Raw genomic sequence first — 16,667 nt, forward strand, 5'->3', positions numbered from 1 at the left:
GCATAACTGACTTACGTGTATAACATCTGGCCATAAACAACCCCACTACCTACCCGAAAGAACCTGTTCAGCCAATTTAGTACCAGCCAACCTCGCACTGATTTTTTGATATGCAATACCTCTGGCAGTCGAAATATCGTCAGCAAATGGAGAAAAACCACAATCATCCGTCGTGCCAAGCTGAGACACGGGAATAAAGTTTGCAGCCATTAAAATAAGATCTCGAATGTCTTCTGCGGTTTCTATATTGGGATCTATGGGGTTAGTAACGCCTATAAAAACTTTTTGTGAGGGTTTAATAATACTGCCTAATAATCGCAACACTTTTTTAGGCTCTTGCTCCCCTCTCAAAGCAACATAAAAACAGCCCGCTTTGATATTGAATAATGTTGGCAATAAATGTTTGTAATCTATCTCTGCACTGTGTGTCGCATCGATATCAGCGCCAGGGCACGTGTGCACGCCAATGCGCTGTCGCTCTGATCTACTAAACTCCGCTAAACATGTGTTAATTAGGTCAACAAATGATTGTAACATACCACCTGAAGGGTCAAGCTTTAAAGATAACCTTGCTTCTGTAAAGTCAATTTGCACTTTATGCGCCCCGAGTGCCAAACACCTTTTTACTTCAGAAACATGTTCCTTAATTAAGTCATTTATGAACTGTTGATGGCTATATCCCTCCAGCCCATTGGGAGGATAAACCAAGCTTAGCATTGACGGCGAAATCACAGCTTGTTTGACTGGCTTGGACGTTTGCTTAATTGCAAACGCCAGAAATTCATCTGCTGTGTGCTCATACTTAAATGGTGCTTTACATAGGTGAGGAGCAAATAATCGCTTATGCCCATCCGAAAAATCAACTACCAGCCCCTCTGGACCAAAACGCGGCGAGTGATGAAGACAATAGTGCGCAAACCCATCAAACTTTCGTTGTTCACCATCACTAAGTACTTCACAGCCTAATGCTTCTAATTCATGCATTACCTGTGAAGTTTCTTTTTCTGCCATTTTATTCAGTTCACTATAGGTTAACCTGCCCTCACAATAGTTTAGATACGCTTTAATCAACTCATCAGTGCGAGGAATAGAACCAATTTGTTCAGATGGGATTTTGTCTAGTTTCATTCTTGAAATAATCACAACGGAGTCTAATGTAAGTATAGCAGCACAAAACAATATGGACTTTGCGGCGTTGCAGTGTAATACGCTGTAATACATTCTTGTGCTAACTTTACCTTCAATGTCTCAACGTAGTTAAACCATACAATGCAAATTTGAAAAGGAGTTAAAATGGATGCGCCAAATACATTCTATTTCGATATTTTACAAGAAAAGTCAGAGCAAGAAGTAATAATACCAGGCCAAGACAAGGATAAATTAGAGACTACTTCCACCTGGGTTATCTATAGACAAGTCGGTGGAAATGCAGGAGCAGTGAATTATGTAGAAAAGCCTATCATCATAGAACAAGAGGCGGAACTTCAAGAGTACACATTGGTATTTACTATACATGAGAAAGGCTTTAGATTTTCTGACTCACTGCCATTGTTTGACCTTATCATCAACCCGGCTACGCAAAAGTTTTCATATGAACTTTCCACTGATAAGACAACATGTACAGTGAACGTATCGAAGAAAGAGTTAGTGACGACCGCAGCTGAAGCCAGATTTAACTTTTTGTTAACACAGATAGACATAGTCACTGACGACAGCAACCTTGAATTGCAACACACAGCACCCATCGACCCAGTGATAGTTATCCGAAGACCAAAATAAATTATAGGATGGGCCTATAAATTTAGGCCCACAGATATGTTCACTGCCCCTTACACACTTTGGAAGCTTTCAGCTGAGACAGTACCATTTTAAATTCGTCGTAATGACAAAGTGGACGAAACCATGGAAAGTCGAACCAGCTTGCTTCGTAACCGCCAGCAATTGATTCTTTAAAGTGTAAAAAACCTGACTTTGTTTCTCCAGATAATGTATAGATTATTGCGGCACTGTAAGCGTAGAGAATTTTATCCGTAGATAGCTTTATTGCGTTGTACAAGGCTTCTAGCGCGTTTTTATGTTGCCCAGTTTGTGCGTATGCCTGGCCAATTTCCAAATAACTATTGAAGTCTTGTTTGCCATTATTCAGTTCTATCACTTTTCTATAGTGATTATGTGCTTGTTCGATATCCTCAAGCAATATATTGATATCAGCTAAATTGAGTATAAAAGCGGTATTGTCAGGACTCATTGAAACCGCTTTTTGCGCGTTTTTTAGCGCTTCTAGTCCATTGCCAGTCACCATATACCCAAGTGCCAAGTTATTATGATCAATTGCATTCATATTTCCAGTACCAACTTCGTTGTATAAGGTAATTCCAAGTAATATGTTGCCTTCTAAAAAGTGTATATCAGCAAGCAGTTTGTTAGCTTCCTTATACCACGGATATTCGCTCCTGATATACTCAAGCGTCTCTCGTGATTCTGTTATTTGAGAGTTGTCATATAGCGCATTAGCTAGATTAAAGTAGGTCTTTAGGTTTGGATTAAGCTGCAAAGACTTTTTAAAGTTTGCGATAGCAAGTGGCAAGTCGTAATTTCCCTGAGCCAAATTCCCTCTAAGGTGATAAACCAATGCAGACTCACCATATAAGGCTAATCTATCAAATAAGTCCTCAACTAGGTGATGCTGGCCACTTTCAATGGCAATGTACAACTTATCTACTAAGTATGCCTTTGATTCGCTGTACTCCCTTGGTACAGATTGAAAAACACTTTTCAGTCGCTCTAAAATACGTTTATCCGCATCAATGTAATACAGCTCAAGACCTATCTCTCTAATCAACGAGTATAAAGAATAAAAGTTTGGGTTTTGCTCAAGTAATGCTATCGCTTGATCAAAGTGGGCCCTCGTATACTGCCCCTTAAAGTTAACCTCATTATACAAATAGGCGAAGTGGCGATATGCGATAGGATTAACACGCTTATTGGAACTCATGCCGCTGGGGCTATTACCGAGAACTTGAGCGGACAAAGAACGAAACATTGTATCAACTTCCATAAAGTCCCTACTTTGAACACTGCCGCTCATTTCTTTTTCAACGACCAACTTATCACTACTAAGAAGAGACAACCGAGCATGGCATCTTTGAATGTCACATTTCGCTTTGGGAACTAGTACAATATCCGCACCAGTGGACTTTACTAGGCTTGCTAAACTTTCGCTGCCTTGGTTAGATGAGTAAGCCACCAACTCTAATAAGTCAGTATTTATTACAGCTTGCCTTACAGCGTTATCAATCGCGGACTTCGTCAAATATCCATCTTGTGCAAACCCCTCTGTCATTTGCATTTCAGGTTCTAAAACAATGGCATATTGAATGTCATCGCTTTGGTTAGAAACAAACAATAGCGCTGCTACGATTGAAAAAATGACCCCTACTAAGGGCAGAATCGCTCTATGACGCAAGCCACGATGTGTAGAGGTATGATTATCCTTGATATCTGCAGAAGTTAAGGTGTTTGCAATATGGCCGATTTCGACGGTGTCTTCTGAATTACCCTGCTCCTCTATTAACAAGATATTTTCTAATTCGGACACGACTTGGACCATACTTTTTGGTCTATCCTGAGGCGACTTTTGTAATAAGCAACGACAAAACTCTTCAAGCTGGTGAGAAACGACTGACTCAATCGCATATCCAGATAAAGGCTCATTGTTGACTATACTCTTAGCCAATAATTCCCCTTTATCCGTTCCAAAAGGGTGCCTTTGATAAACTAACTCATAAGCAAGAATGCCAAACGAAAAAATATCACTTGCTTGGGTGAGGCTTTTCCCTTCGACTTGTTCGGGTGACATCGCGCCATAGCTGCCATAGCCCTTATCATTGTTCGTAATAAAATGCTTTCGGTCTGAAATACTTGCAATACCGAAATCTGTCACCTTGACGACTTGGTTGTCAGTTATCAAAATATTTGTGGCTTTAATATCACAATGTAAAACTGAGCGTTCATGAGAATAGCTAATCGCCAATGATATCTGCCTAAGCAATTCAAGCTTTTCAGATAAAGACATTAGGGATTGTTTTTGGTACTGCGCTAACGTACGTCCATTTACAAACTCCATTACCAATAAAATACCGCTAGCGCTATCGATAACATCATACAGCTGAACGATATTTGGATGATTCACCCTTGCCATCAGCCGAGCTTCACTCAGTGCACTTTCTAGATCTGACTCATCCGATTTACTAAGCCGTTTTTTAAGGACCTTTACCGCAACTTCTCTATCTAATCTGGTATCGCGAGCTAGGAACACCTCTCCCATTCCACCTGAAGCAATATGCTTTAAGGGCTCTAAATAAGTGTTAGAAAAGCATTGGTCATCATGCATTTAATCTACCTGCCTTGGATATAAAAGAGATGCAAACTATAGATAGTCTAACCTATTTATAAATTGAATAGTAAGCACAGTCGCTGAACAAAGAGTATACTGGTTTAAAGGTCAGTTAAGGTGAATATCGATGATGTTTATGAGGCTGTTAGAAATAAGGACGCAGGATTGTAAATCAACTTGGTCATACATCTACAAAAATGCTTGAATAACACTCTGGAAAATGGATGCACAACGAAGTGCCTGACATGTCAAAACGCGTTAGTGAACAATTAGGATTTGGCGAAGACCGCCCCAAAACCGCCCCAAAATTGAGCAAGTGATTTATAAATGATTGATTTTAAAGGGGAAGAAATGGCGGAGAGAGAGGGAGTCGAACCCACATAAAAAAACTGAATAACCCTATATACCCCGTTATTACTGCGGTTGCAGAAAATAAACGGGGTATAAGTAGGTTATATTGGTTTGGCTTTTAGTCCCAACTTGGTCCCAAGCTTCAAGCTAATTTATCTTTTCTTTTAACTCTTTTACAGCATCTTTCAACCATGCAATATCTGTTTTATTTGCTGTAACTGCGGCGTACAAAGTACCACATTGAGATATCACGATTACAACAGTATCAAGGCTAATATCCATAATTACGCCTTATTGATTGTGAACAAAATCTCAGGATTGACCTCACCGTCTAACAGCACTATATACTGAGGCTTCAACACCTTGTTTCTATCAAAAATTTCCCTGAGCATCGCGTCATTACCTTCATTGAGTTTTGATATTCCTTCATACCAAAGCATGTCTTTTACTTTGTAATTTTCGTCTAGCTTTTCACTATCAAGCACAAAACCGACATAAGAACTAGTCACAGCATGAGAGCCATTGATTAAAAATTGAAGTTCTGCCAGTGCGCCTCCGATTGGCTTACCAACGGTATCGACTGCTTCCTCTACTGTATTTCGGGCTTTTGAGAAAACATAATAAGCCACACCCAAGCCAATAACCCATGGCCCCCACTTAATCAAATTTTTATCCATAGAACCCCCATTCGAAACCAGATTTAATAGTTTCCAAGTTGTACGGCTGTTGTCCGTTTTCCATATGAATCATTGCTGCTATCACCCTCGGATACTCTTCCGGTGACAGCACTTCATTTGCATTCACATTTGCTTTGTCTGCCACAAACTCGATGTAGCCCTCAGTATCATTTTCAACTGGTGGCGCCCACCTACTTATGATGGTATTTACGGTATTAATGCCATATTTACTTGAGTATGTTCGTAAGATACGAGCCGCAGCACGAATACCATGTTCTGGCGTCTCAAATATCACAAAGCGGCCGTCACTACCTGTAAGGCCAAGCCAGTCTTCACCTGTTTCTATATTCAGCGGGTTGTTGTTTCTAATACCACGCGGTTTCGCATCTTTCATAAATAGAATTACTCCAATTAATACAAGCCCTAGAACTATATGCTGCTGTGAGAAGCGCATTATGTGCGCTCCTCTAGAATGTCGGCATAGCCTTCCACTCTAAATACGGGCTGGTCAGTTTTAAATGACAGTAAATATGAGCCTGACGGCCCCCATGCCTCCATCCCAAACTGGGGATATCCGCCGTGATACCGCTCAACCATGTAAAACCTGTGCGCTCCAGCAGATAGACTGACATGCCCGTAATTTCGATATATATTACGCCCATCATGCCCGCCGCTCGGCGACATTAAGTACATCTCTGCCAACTCTTCGGACTCAACACCACCGACGGTATAAAGCAATCTCGACGTCGTAGAAAGATGGGGAGTATCGCTCCCAATGACATAACGATGCTTGATTTCATGGTCGAATCGTATTGGTACGTTATCCAATTCAGGCGGTATAAGAATGTCGAAATAAGGCACATTCTTTTCATCTAGCTGCGAACGTGTGACTTGCGTATAAGATGGGACAAGCGCAAGCGCGGTAGTCGGCGTCGGGTCCACATTCTCTTGCTGGAAAAAGTACTGCCCTCTGGGGTCCTGTACGTAGTAGTACATTTCACCGTAATTAGTAATTTCGATTTCCTGATTGGCGGCGTACTGTCGCGCGTTGTACACAATCCCGCTCTGGATATACATATCTTTGCCACCCACCCAAGCAGGCATAGGAAATGACACCGTTGCTCGCTGGCGTGGCGGGTCATAATCAAGCAATAGGTTTTTCCCTGACAACAGCGGTATTTTACGCGCTGCAATCCTATCAGGGCGCGTTGGCTGCTCTGTGTAGCTGTATTGATAATTACTCACCCACACAGTCACATCCATTTCTCGCTGTGCAACAAGTTGCATACGTTCAAACGGCATATCTGATAAATTGGTGCCCTGTGGCAATTCAGAGTCAATTATCTTTTCGCCTTTTAAATCAAAGACAGTGAATAGCAAACCCGGCTGAGCACGTATAACAGCAAGCGAACGCCCAGCACGATTGATATCCCAAATCCCACCTTTGACCATATGGTTTATCATCATCATGACTATTTCCTCCCTAAAAAGACCATTGCCAGCGCCAAGCCGCCTACCCCTAACATGACATAGGTCATTGTTTTATTGGTCGATATGGCTAGTTGTTGACCATCTGAACGTGAAGCGTGGTCAGCGAATTGAAGCGCTTGTTTGTGAGCCAATAGCGTTTGGTCGCCTGCGCGGTCATAAGCTTCCATCGCACTTGCGCTAAGCTGCGCATTCATTGACATAGCATCACGAGCAAGATTACTCATTTCGCCCGTTGCACTTGATACTGCTTGAACAGTTGTATTGAGTGCACCCGCCGCAAAATCATTATTAGATTGCTGCATATCCGCTGTCAGCGATGCAATACCCGCAGCCAACGAACTGTTTTCAGAGATTGCCGTTTCGCTCAGTGCCGCGTTGTACTGCATGCTGTCGCCAGCCAGATTTGACATTGCATCTACAGCACCGGCGCCAAAATCCAAAGCAGATTGTGATGACGCTATGCTATGCTCAAACGCGTTATTTTGTGCGGTTTGCGCTGCAAAAAGTGCATCAGCACCAAATGCAAAAGCCTGCTGCTGTGCGTCTCGTGCTAGATTACCCCCGATTTCCAGACCATCTCGCCCCACATCAAGCGCATCACGACCAAAGTCAAAAGCCGCGCCTGCCCCTTGTGCAACAAGGTCATACGCCGCACCTTGCGTGGATTCAGCAAAATCCAATGAGTCACGATTGGTATCACGCATCGCGTCGATTGCATCACGAGATACACCGCCTGCAAATGCAAAACCATCACTCATAACATTCTGAGTCATTTGTGCATTGTCATAAGCCATATCACCGACCACACCCATCATTGAGTGCTGAATGCCAGCCATATCCCCCCAGATACTTACCATGCCATCAACTAGGCCATGGTCCGTTTGCTGAATGTTATATGTATTGCCGTTGCCGACAGTCATGTAACCATTGTTATCACCATTCACCCCTAACGACGTGTTGGTGTTATTGGTAGTCTGACGGCTGTCTGAACTCGATTTAGAGCCCATAGTCGTCGCTCCTCATGCGAAAAACGAGATAACCATTTTTGTCAGTCATCTCGTATTTAAAATTGTAAGCTGAAAGATGCCGAGCGAGCGCAGGGCGGCGCGTGTGGAAGATGATTGACGGCGCATTATGATGCACCGCCAATTTCACAATACAGGGGGCAATTTTAAGCAAATGCTTACCCGCTGCACACACAACACATAAGCCATCAGGGTCCAACCGTAAAACACAGTAACACCCGTTGGACTCTACAAGCAGCGCCACGCCCCGCGCAACTTGATGCGATATTGCATCATAGTCTGCGTCAGAGCCCGCCGCAGAACGTACATTTGTCAGCTCATTGAAATGGGCTATTCTCATTTTTTAAAAATAAAGAATAAGGCAAGTGCAACACCGCCAACAATAAGCAGTTGAGTGTTACCACCGCCGCCGAACGTTACACCTTGCCCAGTGAACCCGATATTTTGAGTTTGGTCACCCGTACCTGATGTAGCGCTAGAACTGGGTAGACCACCCATCATTCCTCCCATATCAGGCATACCACCGCCGCCCATGCCACCTAAAGCAGCCATTCCCGCCCCAAGCATTACTTAGCCCCCCGAACGGCATACTTGCGATAGAGGTCACGAACCACTTCCGCCACAACAGCACCGCATGCAGAGATAGCAACGCCATAGGCAAAATATTTCCAAGATTTAGGGTTTTGCATCACTTCACCGCCTTAATTAACAGAATCACAAGTAGCACACCGCCGCCAGCTAACACCGTATTTTTGGGCAATCCAAGCAGCTTTTCTTCTGCCTTTGCCTGCTGTTGTGCAACCTCTGCTGGTGTGGGCTTGGGCGCTTCAACTAGCACCGCTGCGCCGTTGTCCAATTCAGTGGTTGCAGCATGCTCGGCTTGTCCTTGACCAGTGCTATTACGTGCTGCTTTTACGGTTTCTACTTGCTGCCATATATTCAATGCGCTAGTTAACGCCTGATTTGTTCCGCCGACGATGTTTCCCCATGCGGTTTGTTGCGGAGCACCCTCCGCAATCATTGCTGACATAACGCCCCCTTAGAACGTGGACTTTTTATAATCGTCAAAGTAGTGAACAATGACCTCTGCGCCGCCCGAACCCTCGCAATTTACGCGCAATCGCATATCCGAAATAGATGGGTCTAGAACCAGCGAACTAAATACGTCACCGGAAAGAGACAAATCGATAGCGAACGTTTCACCTTGTGGCGCACGGCCGCGCTGGTCGATGATGTGGTTATGTAATGATTTAGGGATGGCTTCACGCCATTTAACATTGTTTACGAGGAATTCAGCATCTTTGATAAGCACCGAACTATTGCCCGTTTTCTTAATCTCAATAAGCGCAATTTGAGAGCCACTCGGACGCGGCAAATTCTCGATTTCATTGATGCCAGTATTGAGGTTATATCTGAAAACTCGACGCTTAAAGAGCCAACCGGGAGCACTCCCTCGGGTCTTTTCCGCGAACGCAGCAACGACGGGTGTCTTTGGGTTTTGTTGCTGGTCTTTTTCTGCAACACCGATATCAAACTTAATTTGTACGATAGACAGACCTTGTGTACCAAGGGCGAAGAATCGCTGCGCGACAAGTGAAGGATTAACAATGCCTTCCACCTCTGGACGCGTGAAGTACATCGTGGCATAGCCATCTAACTGCTTACGTTTAAAATATGCGTTCTCTTCCAGCATATCAGCCAGCGTGCTCCACTCAGTAAGCAAACGGCCATTTAGCTCAACGCGGATATTTTTGATTTCAGTCGATGCGACATTTTCAATTTGAAAGTGGACCTTTTCATACGTTCGGCCAATTGGAAGCGACAGCGAGACGCTGCCACCTTCGGAAACGCCAGTAATGTTATTTAATTTAGTAATCTCTAACATTGAGCGCCCCTTAACCTATCATACGTTTAACTGAACGAAGTGCGCGAACGTTGTTAATTAACGCCAAAGTACCCAAAGTAAGTGCGACGGTTGTAACCATGGATTTATTTAGTTTGAACATGCGTTTTCCTGATTTGTTAATCGAAACCGTCAATTAATAAATCAGTCGATTCGCTATTGAGGGAAACCCTTTTCGCTCCCCCTATAGCGAAAAGAGCGAAATTTTCGCTCTACTTGGTGGGACGTTAGGTCGCCCTTAAGTCCTCGAACGTCAACTTTTCAGACTTTCCAGATTTTAGATGTATAACAACAGGCTCAATATTCCCTATCCCCCCTTTGGATTTCACGATGTAGTGCAATCGCTCATCCTCGTATTTTGAGTTCATCTTACTTAGTTGATAAACATCACTTAACTCTGCATCTAATTCTATTGAAATTCGCTTTGCATCCGCTTGTGATTCTTGAGAACCAAGCACCTTTCTTGGTGAGTTTGACCAAATTGTTTTGGGCACTTCTTGCGAGCGCTGAAAAATAGTGTGTAATGCAATGCCATATTTTCGACCACCAGTTGCAAGCTCACCCACTATCGAATCATCTTTCCCAATTGTGTCACTCAACTTTGCCAATTCTTCAATGATTACATCTAACTGCCTGTTTCCGTCAGATGCCTCCCATACTAATGAAGCAAACCAATGCAACTCCGCTTGCTTTGCTCGCTTAAGCTTTTCGGCGGAAATGTTCTTTGGAAACTCTGGCCTGTATGCAACAGCGAACGCCAACCCCGAACTCCATGCAGATATAAACGCCTGAGCAAACGAGTTACGATTTGAATAATGGTATACTGGACGCCCACCCAAACCATTAAAAGGCCCTGCTTTCCGTCCGTCATACTTGTAATCACCATACAAGTCAAAAATGGCAACACACTTACCGACCAACCCCATTAATTTAACTGCGGTCGTTTTACCCCCACCAGTGCCCGCCAGATAGCAAATATGCGTTGCTTTTAGTGCATTATTTTCGTTAATTGCCATTTGCTGCCACCTTCACGTAACCATCACTTGATTTAGCCTTATTCGGTTCTGCTTTACTCTCAGTTCGCTCATGCAGCTTGATTTGCTTGTACATTGAAAATCCGACAGACGCCAAGACAATGCCGAGCTCAATTTCCTCCTGAAATCTCGCAAACCAAGCAGGCATTTGACCGCCTTTGCAATATTTCGCTACAACAGGGGCCGCTTTTTCTGCAATAACCTCACGCGTCTCGTTATCAATCGTGACAGGCGCGTCACACATCGACTCAATAAAATCAGCGGCGGTTGACACACCATAGCCCGCAAGGGCGTTAATATCCTCTTTGGACATTTCTTCCATTTCGACAGGCTCGGGCGACTCCGTTTTTACGTCGTCACTGAACTGGCTTAGGTGTTGATATTTTAATTCCGACGACTGTGGCGATTCCGAAGAGCACGAAGGGGAGCCAGACTGCGAGCCCATTTCCAGACCTTCCATCGCTGCCGCTATCGGATTTTTGTTCGTGTTCAATTCGCTCTGATTCGGTGTTGGTGTCGGTGTTGTCATTCGGTAAATCTCCGCTATTTTGCATTAGCGCAGGCGACCATTCGCCCGCAGTTTTTTGGTCCGCTGTAGATTGTTGAGGTGTGATTTCATCCACCACAGCAAGTGATTCTGATTGCGAATTTTTCGCTATTGCTTTCGCCCATTTCGCTTGCAGTTGCGCGCCGCTTCGTTGGTCAAGACCGCAGTTTGGGCAGTGAAGATAAAGCAATTGCTTGCCATTGCTGCGACGGCGAATTGAAGCAATACCGCCGCACCCCTCGCAATCAATTGCGCCTAAATCCTTCTTATCCGATTTCGCCATAAGCCTCCCCGCCCAGCCCAAGTGCGAGCTCTATTGAATCTAGCCGATACAAGATTTCGCTTTGAATAGATACGGCCTCAGTCAACGCCCCTACTGCGTACCTCTCTTTTTTCGCAGCATTAAACTTTGATGTACTTTGAGCTTTTTCAATTAACTCATTCATTTTTTGTAACTTTTCATGCATTAGTTGCTAACCTCACAAATATGGCAGGTAAAGTCTCGCAACTGCTGTTCTCTCGCTTCATTAAGAGGCTCTAGAATAGGGGTAAAGTCAATATGGTTAAAAACTTCAAACCCACCACTGCCGACAAAGAATGTAATAGGTTCTTCACCTTTCTTTTTAAGTACCTCATTGACACAAATAACTGCTGAACTTAAGAAAGCAGCCAACTCCCCAAAATCCCCACGCTTCGCCTTATCAATTAAATAATCCAATATTTCACTAAGGTCATGCTCCGCAACCTGACTAACTGCATTTTCCATCGTTTGATTAATCATAAAAGACACTCTCCTGCATTAATTGACCGCAGCTAACTCGATACTCGGTCACTGTTTTATTAAATTCATCTGTTTCGATATATGTAGCCCCCAGCCGCACGCTACTGCGAATCTCTGGGGGTATTAAATTGATGGGATTCAATTTATCCCCGTGCCTGACCTGCCAGTCATTAGGCTCAGGGTTACAATTATTTCCAGTGCTCCAAGGAGACTCGCTGCCGCGAGCCTTAGGGCGCTTAGTTAAGCGCCATTGAATAGTTCTTGTGACATAATCTATGTCTGAGAAAGCTGCGAATATGCCGCTGGTCCGAACATTTGATTCGCCGTAATCATTTTTGGAGGTTTTTCCTTTTAGAAGCTGGAAAGGTCGCTCGCATCGCTTGGCAAACGCACCACCCATTCGCTCGATAAAATCAGCAAATCGAGAATTGTCAGCAGCGCTACGAATGTCGTTTGTTTGGGCATCCAGCTTTTTTGCTTGTTCGTCGTCAATGCGCCTTAACTCACGCCACACCCCCACAGGTGCACCGCCGATAAACTGAAACTGGCGAATACGCCAGCGGTTAGCCCAAGCTCCGACATTAACTGCCATCCAGTTTTCGTCTGTACGGGGTTTTTCCTTTACTTGCTCGCCTCTGGCCGTTGCTTTCTCCGCCTCTTTTTTGTCAGCGTCTTGCTCTGCTTGCGTCTTGATAATTTCACGGTTAAATGGAAGATCTGTTTCGTAGTCAATTTCGCCCTCGATATGACTAGCGTTGATATTTTTTGATATGTATTTTGCTATGTAGCCAACCGCAGAGCCCTTGTTTGGGTCTATGGGCTCCACATCAAAGCGATTTTCTTCTGCACCACTTTCATCGCCATCAACTTGCATGGCGAAATGTCTAATTACACTAGTAATGTATCGCTCTTCATTGGGTCGCATGAATAGAAGCAAATGCCAATGTGGTGTTGCATCGTGGTGGGGTTCTGCCACACGGATACCGAAAAGTTTAATTTCAAATTTGGCTAAAGTTGCACGCACTTTTGCCCATTGATTAACTAGATACTCCTGAGTTTCTCTTGGAGAAGAATTGTCGTATTTATCACTGACAGCGTGATATTTTGACGGGGCTGTAATAGTGTAAAACATAGCCTTTAGGCCCTGTTCATTCGCCCACACTTCACACCCCCTTAAGCGAACCATTAATTCAATACGGCGTAACTCAGGATTCGCAATGGAGCCTTTGTAAACTTTCATCAAGTCAATTTGGTCGCCGTCTTCCGATTCGACAACCATCGAACTAAGCCACTCGCGTTGCTTACGTCTATCACCGCGAAACTCTGCTATTGCGTCTTTGCTGGCGTATGGTGAAACTTTCTTTTTAACCATACCCATTGTGATATTTAAATGCTCTAGAGTCATATCACGTAAACGGTTTAGTTTTCGCAACCACCATTTTGGGCAAGACATACGCAGGATTGCGCGCTCAAGCTTCAAATACCCTTTTTCACGGTTTTTACACTTACCTGAAAGCAAAGCCTCATACACTGTCCAAGCGTGAGGACTAACGCCTTGGCCACGAACAAATTCAGCCATTTCATCATAGGTGTTATACAAAATTTCTATGGCTTGACCTTCGGTCATTTCTTCAATATCACAAGGCAAATCGACGATAGCCATTCGCTCACAGATTTGAGCCAAATCACCCGCTTTGCTTTTGCGTTTTTTGCTGTTATTCAATTCACCAATGTTTAATGGAGCTCGTTCAATAACCTGGCCAACCCGTTCTACCAATTCACGGATGTAGATATTTGCTGAGCGCATAGGCCTTTTTGCGGATTTACTTTGAAAGCGTTTAACATATTGGCGAGCAGCAATACGGCGTAAGCGCGTTGTGGGGATTTTTCTAAGCTGCTCTTTTACATATTCTGCCAGCTCATCAAAGCCGAACTTACCCCAGCAAAACGGGGCCTCGGCAGTGATGCAAATTGGGCGAAGTGAGCCACTTTTAGTGGGCTCATACGCTAATGGGATAGAGCGACTGTTCATGCTGGTTTGTCTAACAATAACTCAGACCACTGACACGTAAGGTCATCATACTCATGCGCTAAACTGTGGCGTCCTGACTCATGAAGCATATCAACCAGTTCGCATATGATGTCTATTTGGTTTGGAGTTGGGGCTATGCCCCTATCAATGGTTTTAGTAGCAACAACTTTTACCACTATTCCAGTAGCTACTAGTTGAACCACTTTCAAATGTTGATTACCCAGATTCATAGCACAACCCTCCTACGCGTATTCTGCGCAGCAAGATGAAGCGCCCTGCGACGAAGGGAGTCGCTTTGGACATGATTGAGATTTGGATTTTGTTTGGGTTTTACTTGTGGCTTAGCTTTTTCCAGCGCTTTATTGTACGCGGCACGTAGCTTTTGAATTTGGCTCTGCCAATGGTTAGGGTCTGTGATTAGCTGTTCCATGTTGCACCTCGCATTTTCTTTAATGTCGAGTTGCAGTCTGCGATAGCTTCTATGAGAAAAACCCAAAATTCTTTGTCTCGGGACTTCACTACAGTTTCTTTTCTTTCTCGAAGCTCACGAATGCGAGCTTCAAGCGCGCGCTCCATTTCAAACGCTTCGTCAAGCGATAGCGGCAATGATGTGTACATTTGGTCTTTTTGCATTTCCTTCTCCTTGAATAATAAATTCCCTTGTAAAGCAGGGAAGCCACGTGCGCACGTGACCTCCCAACAAGGAGAACTCAAAAGTATACTAACAATAAACATTACAGTAATACTTTATGATCTATTTACTTTAACTGTCAACTTTTACTTTGAAACTATATTCAGGGTGAACTAATGGGTTTGATTAAAATTACAAGGGGCTGTAATATCATTTGTAAGTTTTTCAAAGGCCACTAAATATGAAGCAGCCAGCGTGGGTACAACCAATTCAAGCTGTTATGAAGAAGAAAGGTGTTAAACAACGCGACCTAATGAGCGTCTTTAATGTGAATAGTCAAGGAGCGGTCAGCCACTACTTCAGCGGCAGAAACAAATTATCAGACAAGCAAATGACTGAATTTGCAGACTTCTTAGGGATCAGCAAAAGCACTTTCTTTCAAGATGAACCTAAAGATGAGCACCAGTTAGACACCAACTCTTTAACTGAAGCTTTTCAAACTCTCGCCAGACTTGACGAATTGAGCGATGGTGAAATAACTAGTTTTTTTAATGTTTACGAAAAGATGGGGCCGGATAGAATTGCCGAAGTTTACGACGTTTTATACAAAATAAATAAAAGTAAACAAGAGCAGCTATCAACTACGATACATACATTAAAAAAGGCCCCATAAGAGGCCTTTTTTTATTTGTCGCCAGCTTTATCAAGCAGCCTATCCCGCCGCCTTAACAAAATGGTCTGACTTGCAAGACTGTTTACACCATGTACTTTAGGGGATATTTCTAACGCCCTACACTCTGCTAAGTAGTTAATATCAATAACATTTCTATAGCTCTCCTTAGACTTAGAGGCCCTGTATTGCATATGGGAGCAAAAAAGCTCTTTATATACAATGCGAAATGTCAGTGCCACTGCGCAAATTACAATTAAGCTGCATAGAAGTTCCATCTAACTCACCATTATTACAAATATTCATTTTCAGCATTTTTGTATGCCTTTGAGCGAACGATACACAATACACACACAAAAGACAACAATATATTAACAATGGGGATGGCGTGCATATAAAATGAAGACAAATATGCAGTTCCAAATACAGCCTTCTCGGTCAACCTCACCAAGTGCACTACAACCTGAAGCGCATAGAGGTATACGATTGCTAGAGATTCTTTACTCATTCTCAACTTAAAATAAGAGTGAGTTACCCTAATAACGTACATTGCAACCAACTGAATAGCGCAGAACGATAAATGAAAAATCGCCTTAGGAAGAACACCTTCATTATTCACTGCAAATGAATAAACATATGGTGTTAAGTAGTTCATCAACAAAGAAAATAGCACAAGACAAGTAAGCGCAATGCTATTACTGTCTAACCTCCTGTAAACAAACAAATATATCAACCACATAGCGACATAAACTAAAATTATGTGGTCACCTAGCGAGTTTAATTGTTGTTCTAACATTTCCTTACCTTAGATTTGTACTGTAAAGGGTTAAGTGATTTATCCCCCGAACATTTCTGCAACTGGGTCTAACCCACTCCCCCCAGTATGTGCTCGGGAACTCTTCGCCGCTTTTGGGTCCAAACCATTTCCGCTCGTTCCGCCAGAGACAAACTTTAACACTCTAACATCTTCAATTGCACGGCCGAGTTTGTTGTTCTTAACTTCACATATTACATCTTTCATAAAATCCTCTTTAATCTTTTGATGAATCCAAATTACCACCATAACCACTTCATTACAAATAAAACCACATATAAACTTTACAAATCCGTAAAGTTAATTATAAAGTAA

At 43.3% G+C, this 16,667-nt stretch carries 24 protein-coding genes; 2 read left to right on the forward strand and 22 right to left on the reverse strand.

Going from position 1 to position 16,667, the window contains the following annotated elements; all coding sequences use genetic code 11:
* Positions 1-45 precede the first annotated feature (45 nt).
* Positions 46-1,128, reverse strand: coding sequence for a 5-methyltetrahydropteroyltriglutamate--homocysteine methyltransferase (locus N482_RS14515; RefSeq protein WP_063377770.1), 1,083 nt, complete (start codon positions 1,126-1,128; stop codon positions 46-48).
* 165 nt (positions 1,129-1,293) lie between these two features.
* Between N482_RS14515 and N482_RS14520 the strand changes: the two genes are divergently transcribed.
* Entirely contained in the window at positions 1,294-1,779 is a 486-nt protein-coding gene (locus tag N482_RS14520) for a hypothetical protein (RefSeq protein WP_063377720.1), read from the forward strand.
* 40 nt (positions 1,780-1,819) lie between these two features.
* Here N482_RS14520 and N482_RS14525 read toward each other — a convergent pair whose 3' ends face one another.
* The 19 genes from N482_RS14525 to N482_RS14610 all read right to left on the reverse strand — a co-directional run bounded on the left by N482_RS14525 (position 1,820) and on the right by N482_RS14610 (position 14,870).
* A complete protein-coding gene (locus tag N482_RS14525) occupies positions 1,820-4,393 on the reverse strand; it encodes a serine/threonine-protein kinase (protein WP_063377721.1) in 2,574 nt (857 codons plus the stop codon).
* A 501-nt stretch (positions 4,394-4,894) separates the two neighbouring features.
* Entirely contained in the window at positions 4,895-5,029 is a 135-nt protein-coding gene (locus N482_RS25940; protein ID WP_269202114.1) for a hypothetical protein, read from the reverse strand.
* 2 nt (positions 5,030-5,031) lie between these two features.
* Entirely contained in the window at positions 5,032-5,424 is a 393-nt protein-coding gene (locus N482_RS14530) for a hypothetical protein (RefSeq protein WP_063377722.1), read from the reverse strand.
* Positions 5,417-5,818: a virion protein gene (locus N482_RS14535; protein ID WP_231100871.1), complete on the reverse strand. Its 402-nt coding sequence runs from the start codon at positions 5,816-5,818 to the stop codon at positions 5,417-5,419. The genes N482_RS14530 and N482_RS14535 overlap by 8 nt, the downstream gene beginning before the upstream one ends.
* A gap of 59 nt (positions 5,819-5,877) precedes the next feature.
* The gene (locus tag N482_RS14540) at positions 5,878-6,894 is read right to left on the reverse strand and encodes a hypothetical protein (RefSeq protein WP_063377724.1); all 1,017 of its coding nucleotides are present in this window, start codon (positions 6,892-6,894) and stop codon (positions 5,878-5,880) included.
* A 2-nt stretch (positions 6,895-6,896) separates the two neighbouring features.
* Positions 6,897-7,922 (reverse strand): hypothetical protein, encoded by a 1,026-nt coding sequence (locus tag N482_RS14545; RefSeq protein WP_063377725.1) that lies wholly within the window; start codon positions 7,920-7,922, stop codon positions 6,897-6,899.
* Positions 7,912-8,280: a hypothetical protein gene (locus tag N482_RS14550; RefSeq protein ID WP_063377726.1), complete on the reverse strand. Its 369-nt coding sequence runs from the start codon at positions 8,278-8,280 to the stop codon at positions 7,912-7,914. The genes N482_RS14545 and N482_RS14550 overlap by 11 nt, the downstream gene beginning before the upstream one ends.
* Complete coding sequence (locus N482_RS14555) at positions 8,277-8,492, reverse strand: hypothetical protein (protein WP_063377771.1); 216 nt, start codon at positions 8,490-8,492, stop codon at positions 8,277-8,279. The genes N482_RS14550 and N482_RS14555 overlap by 4 nt, the downstream gene beginning before the upstream one ends.
* Positions 8,493-8,628: 136 nt before the next feature.
* Positions 8,629-8,970 (reverse strand): hypothetical protein, encoded by a 342-nt coding sequence (locus N482_RS14560; RefSeq protein WP_063377727.1) that lies wholly within the window; start codon positions 8,968-8,970, stop codon positions 8,629-8,631.
* Between the two features lie 9 nt (positions 8,971-8,979).
* A complete protein-coding gene (locus N482_RS14565; protein WP_063377728.1) occupies positions 8,980-9,825 on the reverse strand; it encodes a major capsid protein P2 in 846 nt (281 codons plus the stop codon).
* A gap of 245 nt (positions 9,826-10,070) precedes the next feature.
* A complete protein-coding gene (locus N482_RS14570; RefSeq protein ID WP_063377729.1) occupies positions 10,071-10,859 on the reverse strand; it encodes a hypothetical protein in 789 nt (262 codons plus the stop codon).
* On the reverse strand, positions 10,849-11,337 hold the full coding sequence (locus N482_RS24890) for a hypothetical protein (RefSeq protein WP_196765342.1): 489 nt from the start codon (positions 11,335-11,337) through the stop codon (positions 10,849-10,851). The genes N482_RS14570 and N482_RS24890 overlap by 11 nt, the downstream gene beginning before the upstream one ends.
* A complete protein-coding gene (locus N482_RS25275) occupies positions 11,234-11,707 on the reverse strand; it encodes a hypothetical protein (protein ID WP_063377731.1) in 474 nt (157 codons plus the stop codon). The genes N482_RS24890 and N482_RS25275 overlap by 104 nt, the downstream gene beginning before the upstream one ends.
* Positions 11,691-11,891 (reverse strand): hypothetical protein, encoded by a 201-nt coding sequence (locus N482_RS14585; protein ID WP_063377732.1) that lies wholly within the window; start codon positions 11,889-11,891, stop codon positions 11,691-11,693. Before N482_RS14585 ends, N482_RS25275 begins: the two co-directional genes overlap by 17 nt.
* Positions 11,891-12,205, reverse strand: a complete 315-nt coding sequence (locus N482_RS14590) for a hypothetical protein (RefSeq protein WP_063377733.1) — start codon at positions 12,203-12,205, stop codon at positions 11,891-11,893. The genes N482_RS14585 and N482_RS14590 overlap by 1 nt, the downstream gene beginning before the upstream one ends.
* The gene (locus N482_RS14595) at positions 12,198-14,237 is read right to left on the reverse strand and encodes a replication endonuclease (RefSeq protein WP_063377734.1); all 2,040 of its coding nucleotides are present in this window, start codon (positions 14,235-14,237) and stop codon (positions 12,198-12,200) included. The genes N482_RS14590 and N482_RS14595 overlap by 8 nt, the downstream gene beginning before the upstream one ends.
* Positions 14,234-14,467: a hypothetical protein gene (locus N482_RS14600; RefSeq protein ID WP_063377735.1), complete on the reverse strand. Its 234-nt coding sequence runs from the start codon at positions 14,465-14,467 to the stop codon at positions 14,234-14,236. Before N482_RS14600 ends, N482_RS14595 begins: the two co-directional genes overlap by 4 nt.
* Positions 14,464-14,667, reverse strand: coding sequence for a hypothetical protein (locus N482_RS14605; RefSeq protein ID WP_063377736.1), 204 nt, complete (start codon positions 14,665-14,667; stop codon positions 14,464-14,466). Before N482_RS14605 ends, N482_RS14600 begins: the two co-directional genes overlap by 4 nt.
* Positions 14,655-14,870, reverse strand: coding sequence for a hypothetical protein (locus N482_RS14610; protein WP_063377737.1), 216 nt, complete (start codon positions 14,868-14,870; stop codon positions 14,655-14,657). The genes N482_RS14605 and N482_RS14610 overlap by 13 nt, the downstream gene beginning before the upstream one ends.
* 239 nt (positions 14,871-15,109) lie before the next feature.
* Between N482_RS14610 and N482_RS14615 the strand changes: the two genes are divergently transcribed.
* On the forward strand, positions 15,110-15,541 hold the full coding sequence (locus N482_RS14615; protein ID WP_063377738.1) for a helix-turn-helix domain-containing protein: 432 nt from the start codon (positions 15,110-15,112) through the stop codon (positions 15,539-15,541).
* A gap of 289 nt (positions 15,542-15,830) precedes the next feature.
* Here the strand turns inward: N482_RS14615 and N482_RS14625 are convergent, their stop codons facing one another.
* Together N482_RS14625 and N482_RS14630 are read right to left on the reverse strand one after the other, a co-directional pair.
* Positions 15,831-16,334, reverse strand: a complete 504-nt coding sequence (locus N482_RS14625) for a hypothetical protein (protein WP_063377740.1) — start codon at positions 16,332-16,334, stop codon at positions 15,831-15,833.
* 39 nt (positions 16,335-16,373) lie between these two features.
* Entirely contained in the window at positions 16,374-16,559 is a 186-nt protein-coding gene (locus N482_RS14630; protein ID WP_155730599.1) for a hypothetical protein, read from the reverse strand.
* Positions 16,560-16,667: the final 108 nt, after the last annotated feature.

Origin of the sequence: Pseudoalteromonas luteoviolacea NCIMB 1942 (assembly GCF_001625595.1) — a bacterium.
In the GTDB taxonomy this organism is placed as follows: Bacteria; Pseudomonadota; Gammaproteobacteria; order Enterobacterales; family Alteromonadaceae; genus Pseudoalteromonas; species Pseudoalteromonas luteoviolacea_A.